Annotated in this window: 13 protein-coding genes; 6 read left to right on the top strand and 7 right to left on the bottom strand. The window is 58.3% G+C overall.

The annotated features are described in order from the left end of the window. Positions 1-15 precede the first annotated feature (15 nt). From E4T21_RS04505 to katG, 6 genes are all read left to right on the top strand, one after another. Positions 16-1,032 carry a DUF58 domain-containing protein gene (locus tag E4T21_RS04505; RefSeq protein WP_149283892.1) on the top strand — a complete coding sequence of 339 codons (1,017 nt, stop codon included), beginning with the start codon at positions 16-18 and terminating at the stop codon, positions 1,030-1,032. Further along, entirely contained in the window at positions 1,029-1,631 is a 603-nt protein-coding gene (locus tag E4T21_RS04500) for a DUF4381 domain-containing protein (protein WP_205423451.1), read from the top strand. Before E4T21_RS04505 ends, E4T21_RS04500 begins: the two co-directional genes overlap by 4 nt. Beyond that, entirely contained in the window at positions 1,628-2,707 is a 1,080-nt protein-coding gene (locus tag E4T21_RS04495) for a VWA domain-containing protein (protein WP_149283890.1), read from the top strand. Before E4T21_RS04500 ends, E4T21_RS04495 begins: the two co-directional genes overlap by 4 nt. Then, positions 2,704-4,284, top strand: a complete 1,581-nt coding sequence (locus E4T21_RS04490) for a VWA domain-containing protein (protein WP_149283888.1) — start codon at positions 2,704-2,706, stop codon at positions 4,282-4,284. The genes E4T21_RS04495 and E4T21_RS04490 overlap by 4 nt, the downstream gene beginning before the upstream one ends. Then, complete coding sequence (locus E4T21_RS04485; RefSeq protein WP_205423450.1) at positions 4,281-7,904, top strand: tetratricopeptide repeat protein; 3,624 nt, start codon at positions 4,281-4,283, stop codon at positions 7,902-7,904. Before E4T21_RS04490 ends, E4T21_RS04485 begins: the two co-directional genes overlap by 4 nt. A 168-nt stretch (positions 7,905-8,072) precedes the next feature. Next, positions 8,073-10,283: a catalase/peroxidase HPI gene (katG, locus tag E4T21_RS04480; RefSeq protein WP_149283886.1), complete on the top strand. Its 2,211-nt coding sequence runs from the start codon at positions 8,073-8,075 to the stop codon at positions 10,281-10,283. Positions 10,284-10,418: 135 nt separating this feature from the next. Here the strand turns inward: katG and E4T21_RS04475 are convergent, their stop codons facing one another. The 7 genes from E4T21_RS04475 to lgt form a co-directional block, all read right to left on the bottom strand. Then, the gene (locus E4T21_RS04475) at positions 10,419-10,901 is read right to left on the bottom strand and encodes a hypothetical protein (protein ID WP_187775109.1); all 483 of its coding nucleotides are present in this window, start codon (positions 10,899-10,901) and stop codon (positions 10,419-10,421) included. Continuing rightward, positions 10,880-11,491, bottom strand: coding sequence for a hypothetical protein (locus tag E4T21_RS04470; protein WP_187775108.1), 612 nt, complete (start codon positions 11,489-11,491; stop codon positions 10,880-10,882). The genes E4T21_RS04475 and E4T21_RS04470 overlap by 22 nt, the downstream gene beginning before the upstream one ends. A 151-nt stretch (positions 11,492-11,642) precedes the next feature. Beyond that, positions 11,643-12,794: a porin gene (locus E4T21_RS04465; RefSeq protein ID WP_149283880.1), complete on the bottom strand. Its 1,152-nt coding sequence runs from the start codon at positions 12,792-12,794 to the stop codon at positions 11,643-11,645. A gap of 817 nt (positions 12,795-13,611) precedes the next feature. Next, entirely contained in the window at positions 13,612-15,129 is a 1,518-nt protein-coding gene (locus tag E4T21_RS21420; protein ID WP_240349287.1) for a ProQ/FINO family protein, read from the bottom strand. A gap of 186 nt (positions 15,130-15,315) precedes the next feature. Beyond that, a complete protein-coding gene (locus E4T21_RS04455) occupies positions 15,316-15,858 on the bottom strand; it encodes a dihydrofolate reductase (RefSeq protein ID WP_149283878.1) in 543 nt (180 codons plus the stop codon). Then, positions 15,855-16,709, bottom strand: a complete 855-nt coding sequence (locus tag E4T21_RS04450; RefSeq protein WP_420827725.1) for a thymidylate synthase — start codon at positions 16,707-16,709, stop codon at positions 15,855-15,857. Before E4T21_RS04450 ends, E4T21_RS04455 begins: the two co-directional genes overlap by 4 nt. Before the next feature lie 78 nt (positions 16,710-16,787). Beyond that, positions 16,788-17,579: a prolipoprotein diacylglyceryl transferase gene (gene lgt, locus E4T21_RS04445; protein WP_149283876.1), complete on the bottom strand. Its 792-nt coding sequence runs from the start codon at positions 17,577-17,579 to the stop codon at positions 16,788-16,790. Positions 17,580-17,600 lie beyond the last annotated feature (21 nt).

The raw sequence follows: 17,600 nt of genomic DNA, 5'->3' as shown, positions 1-17,600 counted from the left end.
CACAGGATACGTCTGATGCATGCCGCCACCGCTCGTCTGCGTACAGCAACCCTGAGCCATGGACGGGGACAGGGAAGCCAGTCCAGTGCGCCCTCCCCGGACCACAGGGTGCATGTGGATCTTGCCTATCTGCAGTCTCTCGAGCCACAAGGTTCCAAGCTGCGACTGTTACCGCGCCAGCCTGCCCGCAGTGTGCTCAATGGACGCCATGGCTCACGCTTGAGAGGAAGAGGGCTCGATTTTCTCGAGCTGCGCAATTACTTGCCGTCGGATGATGTGCGCAGCATCGACTGGCATGTCACCGCGCGCACCGGTGTTCCGCATGTGCGGGTATTCACTGAAGAGCGTGACCGTCCCACTCTGCTGGTCATCGACCAGCGCATGTCGATGTTCTTTGGTTCTCGACATGCCATGAAATCCGTCACGGCTGCCGAAGCCGCCGCTCTGCTGGGCTTCGCTGTCCTCGCTCAGAATGATCGCATCGGCGGCATCGTCATTCGTGATGATGGCCTCGACGAAGTTCGTCCCAAGCGATCCCGCGCCACACTGATGCGCTTGTTCAAGCACCTCGCCGAGGCCAATGGTGCACTGCATGCCGAACGCCCAGCGCCGGCTCCCACTTCGCTGGATGCCATACTCACATCGGTTTCACACCTTGCCAAGCGCGATCACCTGATCGTGATATTGAGCGATTTCGATGTCATAGGGCCACGCAGTGAAGCCTTGCTCAGCGTGCTTTGTCGTCACAACAATGTGGTGCTGGCACCGGTCAGCGATCCCTTGTCCGAGTCACTGCCCCATGACTTGCGTCGGGTGGTCAGTGATGGGCAGCTACAGGCCACACTGGACACGTCCGACAAACAGGTTCACCACGCTCTGCAAACCGTCTCCGATCAACGTCAGGAGATATTGGCTGGCTGGCAACGCCGATTCGGCATGATCTTGGCGCCACTTTCTGCAGGCGAGCCTGCGCTTCCACAGCTGCGCAAGCTGCTCGGCCTGGCCAGCCGGGGCAGGAGGTCATCGTCATGAGCATGGAAGCCGCTAGCGATAATGCTCAGCGCGAAGCCCCGTTGATGCTATCGCAGCTGATCGATCAGCTGTCCCCACCACCAGAGCCCTCTCCGGTGCCTTGGCTACCCCAGACCTGGGGCTGGGCGGTACTGGCCGCTATCCTTGCTCTGGTTCTGCTGTGGTTTGCCCTGCGCCGCTGGAAACGCTGGCGCAGCAACACTTATCGTCGCGAGGCCCTGCGCGAACTTGATCGACGCCTTGCACAAGGGGAAGGCCTGCCGGCAGTGGCCGATATACTGAGGCGGACAGCGCTGGCCGCCTGGCCACGGGATCAGGTCGCAGCATTGCGCGGAGAAGCCTGGATTGCCTTTCTAGACCGTCACTTCCCGACGCCTCAGCACGGCCGCTTCAACGGACCTCTCGGCATTGCCCTGATCAACGCCCCCTACCGCCCAGGCCATGACAGTGAAGCGTTGGACCAACTTGCAGCCCTGGCCCGTCACTGGATTCAACATCACACCACTAATAGACAACCATCAGCAATCGACCACCATCAAGCAACCACCATCAAGCAACCACCAGCAACCATCAGCAACCATCAGGAGCAGCGTCAATGATTGAACTGGCGAGCCCCCTGGCATTGGTGTTGCTGCCGCTCCCCTTGCTGGTCATGTGGTTGATGCCAGCCCACCGCGAACGGCTCACCGCCATGCGCTTGCCGTTCTTTGAACGCTTCGTCGAAGCTGCTGGGATCACGCCTGCTGCCGGGGCAGCGGTACCACAGCGCAGCCGAGTCATGCTGGTAGCTGGCGTACTGATATGGGGACTGATCGTGCTGGCACTGGCACGCCCCGAACAGATCAGCCCCCCGATCCGCTGGGACAGTGCTGCCCGCGACCTGATCATGGCCGTGGATATTTCCGGCTCCATGGACGAGAAGGATTTTCCTTCCGCTAGCGGCCAGCCGATTCAGCGCCTGGCCGGAGTCAAGGAAGTCATTTCCGATTTCTTCGACTCTCGGGAAGGGGAACGCCTGGCCCTGATCGTGTTCGGCACCAAGGCCTTTGTTCAGGCGCCTCTGACGGAAGACCTCGACACGCTTCAAGAATTGCTGGATGGCACAGAGGTCGGTATGGCAGGTCCGCATACGGCCCTGGGCGATGCCATCGGCTTGTCCATTCGCCAGTTCGAGACCAGCCAGGTGGAACAGCGCCTATTGATTCTGCTCAGTGATGGTTCCGATACCGGAAGCCGCATGAGCCCGATCAATGCCGCAGAAATTGCGGCACAACGCGGTGTTCGCATCATCACCATCGGCGTGGGTGATCCTCAGGGAGAAGGTGAGAACCGTGTTGATCTCGATACCCTGAAAGCTATCGCGCAGCGCACTGGCGGCGCCTTCTTCACAGCCTCTGACCAGAACGCCCTGGCCCAGGTCTACGCACGTATCGATGAGCTGGCCCCGCGCAAGACAGCCAGCCAGAGCTATCGCCAGCACCGCTCCCTGGCTCACTGGCCCATGGGTGCTGCCGCTATCCTTACTTTGCTGGTGTTGTCATTCCAGATGTGGCGTCATCGTTCTCTTCAGCACTCTCTTCAAACTACGGACCAACGTACTGCCCAAGCTACGGAGCAACCTACAGAACAACATACAGAACAACGTACTGAGCACCGACGGAGGGCCGCATCATGAATACCTTCTTCGATGCGCTTTCCGCCCTGCATTTCCTGCGCCCTGCGTGGATGCTGCTGTTGCCGGTCATTGTGGTCTTCTGGTGGTGGTGGCGCCGCCACCGACAAGCTGGCACAGGACCGACACCGCATATCGCCGAACATCTCGAAAAGGCTATGCGCATCGGTACCCAACAGCGCCGATGGATCACCCCGGTAGATACCCTCAGCTTGATGCTGATACTGCTGGTGACAGGAGCCGCAGGGCCCAGCTGGAGCCGTATGCCCAATCCACTGATCGCCCAGACGGCTCCCCTGGTGGTGGTGGTCGAAGTCGACCAGGGCATGCTGGCCCAGGATGTGCCACCCAACCGCCTGGAACGGGCCAAGCACAAGATCTCCGACCTCCTGGCTACCCGTAGCGGCGCCGATACAGCCCTGATTGCCTACTCAGGGTCCGCACATCTGGTGGTACCACTGACCAATGACCCTGAACTGATCAAGCCCTATCTCGAAGGTCTGACGCCAGACGTCATGCCTCAGGCTGGTGATGGTGCTGCAAGTGATGCGCTGACACTCGCCCAGGAGCAACTGGCCAAGCGAGAGGAGCCTGGCGCCATCCTGTTCGTGACCGATGGACTGAGCTCAGCAGACCGCGATGCCTTCAGCCAACAGCAAGACACTACCCTGGCCTTTCTGGTCATGGCACCAGGCAATGTCGGCACACCGGTGATCGATGCCGTAGATGCAGAACGAGTCGCGGTCAGCGCTGATGAGCGGGATATTCAGCGCCTGGAACGCCTGCTGGCTGCCGCTCACCGCCGCGCACTGCTCAATGATGATCGACTGGCCTGGGAAGACCGCGGCATGTGGCTGGCTTGGCCCGCAGCACTGCTGGCACTGTTGTGGTTTCGACGTGGCTGGGGGCTTGGGACGCCGTCGTTGCTGGCATGTCTCCTGTTGCTACCTTGGCCTGCCACCCTTCCCCAGGCGATGGCCCAGAATCAGGTCGCGATTCGAGCACAAGCCAGCGATGAGTCCCACACGGGGCTCAGGCAATGGCTGGTCGATGCTTTTCTCACCCCCGATCAGCAAGGTCGCTGGTGGGTGGAACATCGTCGTTATGCGCAAGCCGCTAGCCATTTTCAGGATCCTGCCTGGCAGGGTTATGCCATGTACCGGGATGGTCAGTATGACGCTGCTGCCGAACTGCTCGGCCGACTGGACAGTGCAGACGCTGCCTTTACCCAAGGCCTGGCACTGATCAGAGGACATCAATATCGCCCTGCAGTGCAGGCGTTCGAGAAGGTACTCAGCATCGACCCCGATTATCCTCAAGGCGAACGCAACCTCGAGCTGGCCAAACGCATCCTCACCTATGTGGAAGAGTCCAGGGAACAATCAGACACCGGACAGGATGATGCTGACGATGTCACCTTCGACAACGAGGAAAACCGTGGGCAGGATACACAGGTCACCACCAAGGATGGAGAAGGCATGCTGACCGCCGAGCAATGGATATCGACTCTGAACAGCAATACTTCCGACTATCTGCGCCAGCGCTTTGCTGTGGAAGCCCGCCAGGAGACAACGCCATGAGGCTGTCGAGTGGCTTCCTGATCATCCTGCTGTGCAGCTGCCCGTTGCTCTTTCCTCCGACAGCACTGGCCCAGGCCGCCCCGTCATCCCAACCAGACACCACTGCAGAACCTGTACCGCAGGTCAGCGCTAGCGTGACCCCGCAACAGGTCGCTCCAGGACAAAGTGCACGTTTGCGCATCACCGTACTGGTGCCGACCTATATGCCCAAACCGGTCGCGTTTCCTTCACTGGACATGGCCAATCTGCAAGTGGCATTGCCCGAGCGTTCCACTACCCCCACCAGCGAGCGCATCGATGGCCAGACCTGGTCTGGCGTTACCCGCAGCTATCAGTTGACGCCACTCGCCCCCGGAAACTTTGTCTTGAACCGTGAGCCGCTTGAAGTGACCTATAGCAACTCCGAAGATGGCACGCCCATTGCCAGGCAGCTGAATCTCCCCGCATTGTCTTTGACCTCCACAGTGCCGGAGGCCGCTCAGGACCTTGATCCTTATGTCGCCGCCACGGCTCTGCATCTGGAGCAGACTCTGAATATTGTGCATGCAGATACCGCTCGTGCAGATACAACTCCTGCAGATACAACTCCTGCAGATACAACTCAGGATAAAACCAAGAACGATGGCAGGACAGAAGACTCAGCCACTTCCACCAGCACTTCGTCAGCCTCTGCTGCCGATGGCAAGCAGCCAATTCAATTGCAAAGCGGTGACAGTTTGCGCCGAGAGATCAGTATCACCCTGGAAGGAGGCAGTGCTCTCTTGATTCCTGCTCTGCTGGAAGACACAGCCCCCGTGGGCCTGGGAGCCTATCCCGAATCCCCCAAGGTGGACATGAACGCCAATGGTGGTACTCGCCGGGAAGCCATCACTTATGTTGCGGAAGGGGTCTCGGAAGGAGAGCTGCCTGCTATTCGCCTGCGCTGGTTCAACCTTCAGAGCGGTACGATCGAAGAAGCCTCTGTTCCTTCTGTGCATGTCAGTGCCGAAGGCTCTCCGCTGGACCAACTGCGTCATCAGAGTGTCGCGTGGAAAAGCATCATACTGAGCACGATCGCGGGCCTGGTTGCTCTGTCGCTGAGTCTGTGGATCCTCATTCGGGCATGGCGATACTGGGGACGCACCTATTGGCATGCTCTGCTCAGAAGCTGGCAGAAGACCCACCTCCCGCCCCTCAATCCTGCTGGGCGCTCTCCCCTGTTTCTGCTGGCGATCGCCCTGGCATTCAGCATGCTGGTGCAGAGCCCTGGCGTCATGGCACAAGACACCACCAAGACGGGGAAAAGCGTTCAGGCGGAGGAAGCTACCAAGCCCCCCCATGGCCAGCTACCTGAATATGCTTCCAATGCCGCGGGTTACGCGCCGGATGGCAGCTGCGCCAGTTGTCACCAGGCCGAAGCCGAAGCCTGGAAGGACTCAGACCATGGCTGGTCCATGCGTGAGGCAACAGAGGAAAATGTGCTGGGTGACTTCGAGGATGCCAGCTTCGAGGACGGCCCGGTCAAGGCGCGCTTTTTCCATGATGACGAAGGCTTCAAGGCCACCCTTGAAGGACCGGACGACCCCGCAAAGACCTATCGCATCCGTTATACCTTCGGTTATTCCCCTCTTCAGCAATATCTAGTCGCGCTTCCCGGCGGTAAGTTGCAGGGGCTGACCATCGCCTGGGACTCTCGTCCCGAGGATCAGGGAGGCCAGCGCTGGTTCTCGCTATATCCCGGACAAGCCTTCACCCCGGATGATCCTCTGCACTGGCGTGGGCGTTACCAGAACTGGAATGCCATGTGCGCCGATTGCCATTCGACCAACCTGCAGAAGAACTACGACGAAGCCTCAGATACCTTCGCGACGACCTGGAACGAACAGAACGTCGGCTGCCAAAGCTGTCATGGACCTGCTCAATCCCATCTGGACTGGGCCAATGGTGTGAAGAACGATCCAGCCGTAGAAGCTGAGACAAGAGAAGCTGGGACAAAAGAAGCTGAAACAGGAAAAGCCGGGACAGGAGAAGATGCACCAAGCACCGAAGACATGGGACTTGCGGTGGATCTGAAAAACACCAAGGGGCCTGCGCTGGTCGAGCAATGTGCCACCTGCCATAGTCGCCGCCAGATGCTCGGCGTTGGCCCGGGACCAGGTCATGGCAAGCCGCTCACCGATATCGCACTGCCCAGCCTGCTGAGCGAAGGACTCTACCATGCCGACGGCCAGATTCAGGGCGAAGTCTATGTCTACGGCTCCTTTGTCCAGAGCCGGATGTATGAAGCAGGTGTCGCCTGCAGCGATTGTCACGATCCCCACACCACCAGGATACGTATTAAGGGCAATGGTCTATGTACCCAATGCCATAACCTGGCACCTCCAGCGCGCTTCCCAACACTGAAGCCGGGGGACTACGACAATCCGGACCACTATCATCACGAACGTGGCTCCGAAGGAGCTCAATGCGTCAATTGCCACATGCCGGAAACCACCTACATGGTGGTAGACCCGCGTCGCGATCACAGTTTCCGCGTGCCTCGCCCGGACCTCAATGACAAGACCAGCAGCCCAGATGCCTGCACCAGCTGCCATCAGGACCAGTCCCCGGCTCAAGCTGCCAGCTCCATTCAGCAATGGTTCGGAGAACTGTCCCGTGCCAACACCACATCACATTACGGAGTCACTCTCCAGGCTGCCCGCCAGGGAGACCCCGAGGCGTTGGATGGGCTCGTTACGCTGAGCCAGGACACCGACACGCCAGACATCGTCCGAGCCACTGCCGTCGATGCTCTGGCCTCCTATGGCACTCCGGCCATTCCAACGCTGGAACAGGCATTGAAGGATGATTCCAGCCTGGTACGTGCAGCGGCGATCCCCCCTTTCGCCCAGGCACCGGATGAAGCGCGTGTCGAGCTGTTGTTGCCATTGGTCGATGACCCTCGCCTGGCGGTGCGCGATGAAGCGATCAAGGCTCTGGCAGGCACATCGATGATGCTGATTCCCGAGGCACAACGTGAAGCGGTCGTCGAGGCACGTAACGATTATGAACGGCGCCTTCGAGAAAACGCCGACTTGCCCGGCAATCGACTCAACCTGGCAGTCCTGCTGGAGCGTACCCGTCGTCGGGACGAGGCTGCGGAACAGTATCGTGCCGCACTCAAGCTCGATCCCTATTTCCTGCCGGCGCGTGTCAACCTGGCAACGCTTCTGAGCCGCAGCGACGACAATGAAGGCGCACGGACAACACTGCGCGAAGGGGTCGCACTGGAGGAAATGCCCAAGCCGGACCGTGGTCACCTAGCATATCTGCTGGCGCTGGGACTGGCAGAGCAGGGCCAGAGAGAAGAAGCACTGGAATGGTTGGATAAAGCTGCCAAGTGGCGTCCCAACCATGCCAGGACCTACTACAATCAAGGACTACTACTGGATCGCCTGGGACGCAAGGACGAGGCGCTTTCGGCCCTTGAAACTGGCCTGGCTCATGCTCCCGATGACCCGGACCTGCTTTATGCCCTGGTCTACCTGCACGCCACCCTGGGCCACATCCCCCAGGCATTGGAGGCACTGGCCCAGCTACGCCAGCAACGCCCAGACGATCCACGACTCCAGCGCCTGGAAGGTCAGCTTCGGGGACAGTGATAGCTTTCTACAGGAATTCAGTGGGGTAGCGTGAATAGCTATCTATAAGAAGGATCGAATAGCTACCTATAAGAGGGATAGAGAGGATCCATTGTCGTCGAACCTGACGCCGAACTATGTTGTTCATACCAGCAGTCTTCTTAGCGAACAGAAGGAGCACGACGAGTCATGAGCGATCAGGCAAATCCATCTCAATGCCCTTTCCATGCGGGTGCGACCGCAGGAGGCGGTACCACGAACCAGGACTGGTGGCCTAACCAGCTGCGTCTTGACCTTCTGCACCAGCACTCTGCCAAGTCCAACCCCATGGACGAGGATTTCAACTATGCAGAAGCCTTCAACAACCTCGACCTCGAGGCAGTGAAGGCTGATCTGCGTGCCTTGATGACCGATTCCCAGGACTGGTGGCCTGCGGACTTCGGCCACTATGGGCCTCAATTCATTCGCATGGCCTGGCATGCTGCCGGCACCTACCGCACCTTCGATGGCCGTGGCGGTGCACGCCGTGGGCAACAGCGCTTTGCACCACTCAACTCCTGGCCAGACAACGTCAACATCGACAAATCCCGCCGCCTGCTGTGGCCCATCAAGCAGAAGTACGGTCGGGCGCTTTCCTGGGGCGACCTGTTGATTCTGACCGGCAATGTCGCGCTGGAATCCATGGGCTTCAAGACCTTTGGCTTTGCTGGCGGCCGTGAGGACACCTGGGAGCCGGATCAGGATGTCTACTGGGGTTCGGAAACCACCTGGCTGGGTAGCGACAAACGTATTTCAGGTGGTGACGATCGTGATCTGGAGAAACCCCTTGGGGCAACCCATATGGGGCTGATCTACGTCAACCCGGAAGGCCCGGAAGGCAATCCCGACCCTGTCATCGCGGCCAAGGACATTCGTGAGACCTTCGCGCGCATGGCGATGGACGACGAGGAAACCGTCGCGCTGATCGCCGGTGGCCATACCTTCGGCAAGACACATGGCGCCGCTCCCGACAGTCATGTGGGGCCTGCTCCGGAATCTGCCGGCCTTGAAGAACAGGGGCTTGGCTGGGGCAGTACATTTGGCTCCGGCAGCGGCAGGGATGCCATTACCAGTGGCCTGGAAGTCACCTGGACACAGACCCCGACCCAGTGGAGCCACTACTTCTTCGAGAACCTGTTCAAGTACGAGTGGGAACTGACCAAGAGCCCTGGCGGAGCATGGCAGTGGCAGGCCAAGGGAGCCGATGCCATCATTCCGGACCCCCAGGATCCCTCCAAGAAGCGCATCCCGACCATGCTGACGACCGACCTGTCACTGCGCATGGACCCGATTTACGAGAAGATCTCACGCCGCTTCATGGAACACCCGGATGAGCTCGCCGATGCTTTTGCCCGCGCTTGGTTCAAGCTGACCCATCGCGACATGGGCCCACGCTCTCGCTATCTTGGTCCGGAAGTTCCGGACGAAGAACTGATCTGGCAGGACCCGGTGCCTGCCGTGGATCACGAACTGGTCGATGATCAGGATATCGCGGCACTGAAGCGTCAGGTGCTGGACTCCGGCCCGTCGGTTTCCGAACTGGTATCCACTGCCTGGGCTTCTGCTTCCACCTTCCGTGGCTCGGACCTGCGCGGAGGCGCCAACGGCGCACGCATCCGCCTGGCACCACAGAAGCACTGGGAAGCCAACCAGCCCGATCAACTGGCCAAGGTACTGAAAGTGCTTGAAGGCATTCAGGGCGAATTCAATGCCACGCATGCCGGAGGCAAACAGATCTCGTTGGCCGACCTGATCGTGCTGGCAGGCTGTGCCGGTGTCGAACAGGCTGCCAGAAATGCCGGACATGACATCACCGTGCCTTTCTCCCCTGGCCGTACGGATGCTACGGAGGAGCAGACCGACAGCGAAGCCTTCGAAGTACTCGAACCGTTCTATGATGGTTTCCGCAACTACATTCAGGACGGTATCCTGGAGCAGTCAGACGCCAAGGGCGAGCAGTTGCTGATCGACAAGGCCCAGTTGCTGACCCTGACAGCCCCGGAAATGACCGTGCTCATCGGTGGCATGCGCATGCTGGGCACCAACGTGGGCGGTACCCGGCACGGCGTCTTCACTCAGCGTCCCGGCACGCTGAGCAATGACTTCTTCAAGAACCTGCTCGACATGGGAGTCAAGTGGCAGGCCGTGTCCGATGACAAGGAGCTGTACCAAGGCTTCGACCGCAAGACCGGCGAACCGAAGTGGACCGGTACCCGCGTCGACCTGGTCTTCGGTTCCAACTCCCAGCTCCGCTCCCTGGCCGAGGTCTACGCCAGTGAAGATGCCGAGCCCAAGTTCATCGACGACTTCGTTGCCGCCTGGACCAAGGTCATGAACCTGGATCGCTTCGACCTGGCATAACCCTCTCAAGCCGGCAGCAAGTGCCATAAAGACAGGAACCAAAAGCAAGGGCCGCCTATCGAGGCGGCCCTTTTCTTGCTCATGCAGTACTTTTCTTGCTCATGCAGTACTTTTCTTGCTCATGCAGTACTTCTCTTACTGATCCAGTACCACCTTCAACTCATAATTGTTCGGACCACTATGGGAACTACCGAACTTCTGACCATAACCTTGGATCTTGTAACGCCCGGGAGCCAGTTGGGCGCGGATTTCCGCATTGCCATTACCCGCCTTGCCGGCACCTTCCGCCACGACCTGGCCTGACTCATCGACCACTTCCAGAACCAGACGATAGGTCTCTTCGTCCCCACTCGGGTAGGTGGAAGTGGTGATCACCACCTGGCTTGGCTCTGCCACATCGAAGGTCAGGAACTCGCCACGAGCACGAATCTTCACATCAGTAGTGATGCTCTGTACCTGATCCGGCGCTGTGCTGGCAGTTGGAGCTGCTGCCTGGGTGCTGGTGGCTGGCGCTTGTGGTGCTGCCTCAGCGGCAACATCTGTACTGGAGGACGCCGCGGCGACACCTGCAGCAGTGCCCGCAGCCACTCCACCGGCTACCGCAGCCCCGCTGGACACACCAGTACCAGAGGAAGTGGTGGTTCCAACAGTAGAAGCGCCCGTTCCTGCACTTGTACCCGTTGTCGCGGCACTGGTTGCTGTCGTGCTACCAGCAGTAGTACCACCAGCTGCTGCAGTGCCGCTGCCCAGGGTCGCAACCGCACCACCACGCACAAAGGCGTTGGTATTGCCTTCACGATACCACGGTTGGCCTGCACCTGCAACGTGTACTCGCCGGGCTCCAGAGGGTGCTCGAGTTTCAGGCCACCGCTATTACCATTGCCCTCATCACGGGCAATGACCTGTCCCTGAGCATCCATCAGCACCGCTTCAATGCGATAGTTATCGGCATAGCCCGGCGCGACCTTGCTCTCGAAACGATAGACTCCGGCACTCTTGACGGTGAAATCATGGGCATGGGGAGATCCGAAAGTGAAGCTGCGACTCCGGGCATCATTCTCACCCTGCAAATACTTCGACAAATCGAATGCTTTCCCCTGCTCGCGGAATCGCTGCTGCACTGCGCTGTCATCCTCGGCGAGGGCAACTGCACTAAAGCAGGTGGCACCAAGCGCCAGCAACGCCACAGGAACGGTGAACTTATTCATGGATCCTCACTTGCCTGGCTGGGGGTAAACAAAACATGAAACAGAAAAAGCCGACCCCGGAGGATCGGCTTTCGTTTATAGCTTTCCGAAGCTATGGGGTCAAACCCGTCATGACAAAATCAACCGATGACGGGCTTGTATGCCGCAAGGCTTAGAACAGGTAGGTAACACCCACTGCATAGCCGTCGCCAGCATTGTTATCGCGGTCATACCATGCACCTTCGACCCAGGTGTACATGGCGTCGGAGATGTTGTAGGTCATACCGGCAACGATCTCGTTACGGCTGTCGTTGTCGTCACATCCGTCACGATCACGCACGTCGCAGTTCAGAGTGCTGAGACGATCGGTGAAGCCGGAACCGCCGTAATCGACATACTGGTAGGAACCGTAGATGTCGCCCATGCCGTTGCCGTAGCCGTAGCGAGCACCGATACCGTAGTAATCGGCATCCAGGTAGTAGTCGCTATCAGACTCGAAACGCTCGTACTTGACTGCCACTACCAGACTATCCCACTGGTAGGAGAAGTTCACACCGTACTGGTCGCCCAGGTCAGTGTTGTCGTTGTAGACATCGTTGCCGTTGGCATCCTGACCAACAACGAAGCGGCCTGAATCAACTTCATAGATACCCAGGTCGTCATAGACACCGGCAACAGTGAAGCCGCCGATGGTGTACTTCATACCACCGAAGAAGGAAGCCTGGCCGGAATCAGACAGATTCTCTTCTTCTGCATCGCCCTTGTACTGAGTACCGAGAGCGAACTGGAAGCCACCCCACACCGGAGAGGTGTAAGTCAGCTTGTCGCCTTCCGGATCGCCATACTGCTCAGGGAAGTCAACGTCGTCATCGTCCGGGAAGCCCTTGAAGCCATTGGAGTCGGACGGATCGAAGTATTCGTTATTGCCCAGCGGATCCTGAATCCAGTCGTCCAGCAGGGAGTCGTATGAACCCAGGCGAGCGTCACCGAAGTTACCCTTCAGACCGAGGTAGGCAGTGTCGCCCTTGTCACGGCCGGCAATCTTCATCTCGTCAGCGCTGAAATCGTCGAATTCGATCTTGGCGTAGCCGGTCAGACCGTTGTAGATCTGGTGCTCGGCAGCGAAACCAAAGGTAGAACCGTTATCGAAGATTTCGTCTTTACGCTCGCCAGTGTCGTCCTTGATAGAACCATAGGCCAACTGGACGTTGCCGTAGATGTCGAGCTTGGTGCCGTCCTGGTTGTAGACGGTAGCAGCCTGGGCGCCAGCGGCAGCGAAGGCAGCAGCACCAGCGATGGCAGTCGCTAACAGTGTCTTTTTCATTGCTGAGTTCCTTTATGACTAGCTTGCTGTTTCGATCGATGCTGCACTTGGCCGATGGCGGTGATTCCGCTTCATGCCCAGCCAGGGCAGCTTTGGCTTGCCGATCTTGTGTCGGCTCGTTCTGGCCCGAGTCCCTCACGGGAGTCGAGGCGCGAGCCTGACAACGGCGAAGCCTTGTTATAGTCCAATGCTCGCAAGGGCAACCATATACCGGGATTTCCGGGAGCGCAACAAGAAAAAAACACTGTTTTCCTTCATGCAGCCCCTGAACTCGGTACCAAATCCCCGCGAAAACCGAATTGATGCGGTTTCAGCGATGGTAGCAGCGGCAAACATACGCGAACATCGTTCGTTTACGTCCCCAGCATCCAGAGCAGGCTGGCAGGCCTTCTGAATGCCCAAGCCACAATGAGCGCTTACATCATGCCCCGGCTACATGACGCTTTCAAGTCGCTAAAGTATGACAATGGCCATTCCCTTACCAAAACCAAAATAAGTTGAATCCAGACCGATAGAAAAGGCTCATTTCATGGCCACTTTATTGAAGGTCATGCTCTTGCGGACAATGTTTCGGGAGCCATGTTCTTGGGCGATATTCTTGGGGCTATGTTTTTAGCGATATGTTCTTGGGGACATGATTTTGAGAACGAGCTTTTGAGAACGAGCTTTTGAGAATCAGGATATTGAGAATAGTGCTCTTGGAAAGCCATGGCGCTTGAGATCCATGCTTTCAGTGATCGCTTTTCCAGAGATCATTGAAAGCATGGCCTGAGCAGATTTCAGCCGACGAAGATCAATATCTGACAATGCTGCTGGCTCAACGAGCGTTATGGCGCGCCATCAAAGCATCCAGCTTCAGTTGCATACGCTGCTCGGGAGACAGGTCCTGCTCTGACACATTCTGTGCTGGATCAGTGTAAGGCAAGGACTTGGGTGACTTGCCGCCTGGTTTTTGCGCTGATTGCTGAGACGACGGCGCCTTGTGGACCCTGGACTCATCCTTGGCATGCTGTCGGGATGCCCCTTGCCCTTTTTCAGACGGCGCCTGCTGCTTATTCTCAGACTGCGCTTGCTGGGCGGACTTCTCTCCCCGGCGACGGGAAGCAGGGTGGGAAGAGCTGTTCTTGCGACGCTCTGACTGGAGGCGATCGAGCTTGCGCTTGGCATGCTCGGCAGCCTGGGCATCCACTTTGCCGTCGACTGCCCCATCAAGATCGATGCGATCGGCACCTTCACGCACGGACTTGAGATAACGCGGCAGGTTCACATAACAGGCCAGCGCCCGGCGCACCAGTTTCTCCGGCCAGGGTTCACGCTGAGCCAGATCCTCATGAATACCAATTTTCAAGGGACGCGTGTGGCCCTTGAAGAAAGTCTGGTCGTAGCGCTTGTACCATTCTTCAAGCAATGACTGGGGAGATGGAGCCTTGTCGATAGGCAGATCCGCCTGGCTTCCAGCTTCCTTGTCGCTTTGCTCTTCTTTTACGCTCTGGGCTTCCACTCCGCCTAGCGCTTCTATGTTGCCTTGCGCTTCTATTATGTCGCTTTGCGCTGCGGCTGAAGGAACTTCAACACTGCTGGATGGCATGGCGGGCTGGGGAGCGGAAGATGCAGCCGGCACTGATGACGATGCTGCTTCCTGCGGGGACTCTGCCTGCGGGGCTTGTTCGCTTTGGCCTTCCTGGCGCGAATCGTCGACATGATGACGTGGACGATGCTGCATCAATGCTGCCAGTCCCTGAGCCCGGCGCACTGGAGGAGAAAACAGCGGTGTTCCTGACGAGGCAGTTTCAGGGTGCTCTGCCCGCTCACGCAGACGAGCGTTATGGGCTTCAAGTTCACGATTCTGCTCATCGAGCTCTCTGTTCTCTTCCGCCAGTTCACTGTTTTCCTCGAACAGTGCCTGACGTTGTGCCTGAGTTTCAGCCAGCTCGGCTTCGAGCTCGGCAATACGTACCGAGACCGCGTCCTGGTTCTGGCTCAACTCAGCCACCTGTGCCTGGAGAGACACTTGTTGACGAGACAGTGCGTCACGCTCCTGGACCAAAGCATCACGCTCGGCCGCCAGTGTATCTCGTCCAGCGACCAGGGCATCACGCTCGGCCGCCAGCGTATCTCGTCCAGCGACCAGTGCATCGCGCTCCTGAACCAGGCCATCACGTTCTGCAGCCAATACATCGCGCTCAACGACCAGTGCGTCGCGTTCCTGGGCAAGGCCATCTCGCTCCGCCTCGAGTCGGGATTGCCGCTTACGCCCTTCACGCAGTCCGTCCAGTAGCGTCGCCGTACGTTGCTCGAGCGCATCCAACGGGTGCTCTGCGTGTGTCTGGATCACGTCGTCTCCCTCCTGGCTCACTGCCATCTCTTGGCAACCTTATCGCATCAGTCTGTGCCAGGCCGTGCGCCGTGGCAATTGTCGCTACCCTGCGACGCTCATGTCAGTACGTTAATGACTGACTTCCAATGACTTTCTTATTTGCTTGCCTGCTATCTATTAACGCTTACCTATAACGCTTGCCTACTAGCGCTCTTCATTACGCTGATACTGAACGAAGCGATAGTTCGGCTGGCCTGCTGTGGGCGAACCAGCATGGCTCTCCACTTCATGCCATACATCGGGCTCAATTTCAGGGAAAGAGGCATCGCCTTCGATGTCCAGCTCCACCTCGGTGATATATAGCCGAGAAGCGACGGACATGGCCTGGGCATAGATCTGAGCCCCTCCCATGATCATGATTTCTTCAGCTCCATCCAGCATGGCCTGATGGTCTGCCAGTTCGATGGCACTGACCAGATCATGGCAGACCCGCACACCGGGATGCTCGAACGACTCGTCACGCGTTACCACGATATTAAGCCGATTCGGCAACGGTCTGCCAATGGACTCGTAGGTCTTGCGCCCCATGACCAGGGGCTTGGCCTGAGTCATGCGCTTGAAGAACTTGAGATCCTCGGGCAAATACCATGGCAGTTGGTTATCCACGCCGATGATACGGTTGCGCGACATGGCCGCGATCATGGCCACCGGCACGAAGGTATCCAGACCCTTCAAGTCACGGCTCATACTGCCACCTCCGCCTTGATATGCGGATGCGGGTCATAATCCTCGATAGCAATATGCTCGAAACGGAAATCGAACAGGTTGTCGACCGCAGGATCGAGCACCAGGCGCGGTGCCGGACGGGGCTCTCTGGTCAACTGCAGTTCGGCCTGCGGCAAATGGTTCAGGTAGAGATGTGCATCCCCCAGAGTATGCACGAAATCTCCAGGCTCCAGTCCTGCGACCTGAGCCAGCATCATGGTAAGCAGTGCATAGCTGGCAATATTGAACGGCACGCCGAGAAAGATATCGGCACTGCGCTGATAGAGCTGGCAGGACAACTTGCCGTTGGCCACATAGAACTGAAACAGACAATGGCACGGCGGCAAGGCCATGTCATCCACCAGCGCTGGGTTCCAGGCAGAGACAATCAAGCGCCGGGACTGGGGATTGTTTTGCAACTGGTCGAGCAGTTTCTGGATTTGATCCACCTGCCCGCCTTTCGGATCCGGCCAACTGCGCCACTGGTAGCCATAGACAGGCCCGAGATCGCCATTCTCGTCGGCCCACTCGTCCCAGATCCTGACGCCATGTTCCTTGAGATAGGCGATATTAGTATCGCCTTTCAGGAACCACAGCAGTTCATGGATGATAGAACGCAGATGGAGTTTCTTGGTGGTCAACAGGGGGAACCCACGTGCCAAGTCAAAGCGCATCTGATGGCCGAAGATCGAGCGCGTGCCAACCCCTGTGCGATCATCGCGCTCGACGCCATGCTCCAGCACTTCACGCATCAGATCCAGATATGGCTGCTCCAGCGGGGGCAGTTCGGCTGGTTGGGGGGACGGTGCAGACGGCATAACATCAGACGACATGGGCCAACTCTCGTTCAGTCTCTCGAAAATGGGGCAGGATTCTACCATGCCCCACTCAACATGAATGTGAATGTCCTATCAAGCTATCTTGGCATCCACAGGTTTACTGCGCGACCAAAGGATCAGCACAATACCGGCAACGATCATCGGCAGGCTCAACAGCATTCCCATGGTGACCCAGCCCAGAGCGATGAACCCCAGTTGCGGGTCCGGCTGACGCACAAACTCCACCGAGAAGCGGAAAGCGCCATAACAGACCAGGAACAGGCCCGACACCAGACCACGACGCCGTGGAGTAGCCGAGACGAACCACAGGATCAGGAACAGGACCAGACCTTCAAGAACGGCCTCGTACAGTGCCGACGGGTGTCGCGGCTGGCCATCCGTACCCGGGAACACCATCCCCCAGGGCAGATCCGTCGTCCGTCCCATCAGTTCATGGTTGATGAAGTTGCCGATACGGCCTGCGCCTAGCCCCACCGGTACCAGCGGCGCTACGAAGTCCGTCAAGGTGAAGAAGGCCAACCCCTTACGCCGGGCAAACAATAGCGACGCAACCAGTACACCGATCAGGCCGCCATGGAAGCTCATGCCGCCGTCCCATACCTTGAAGATCCAAAGAGGATCGGTCAGCCACTGCTCAAGACCATAGAACAGCGCATAGCCCAGGCGCCCGCCACCGACGACCCCGATGGCAGCGTAGAACAGCAAATCTCCCACATCGTCCCGCTTGAGCCCGATACGTTCGGCCCGACGCGTGCCCAGCCACCAGGCAGCAAGGAAGCCGATCACATACATCAGTCCATACCAATGGACCTTGAACGGGCCAATGGCAATGGCAACGGGGTCGATATTCGGATAAGCGAGCATATAAAACGTTTCCCTGAATCA

This window comes from Halomonas binhaiensis (genome assembly GCF_008329985.2).
GTDB lineage: Bacteria > Pseudomonadota > Gammaproteobacteria > Pseudomonadales > Halomonadaceae > Halomonas > Halomonas binhaiensis.
The sequence above is the reverse complement of the archived record's forward strand: the minus strand, read 5'-3'. Positions and strand labels throughout refer to the sequence as shown.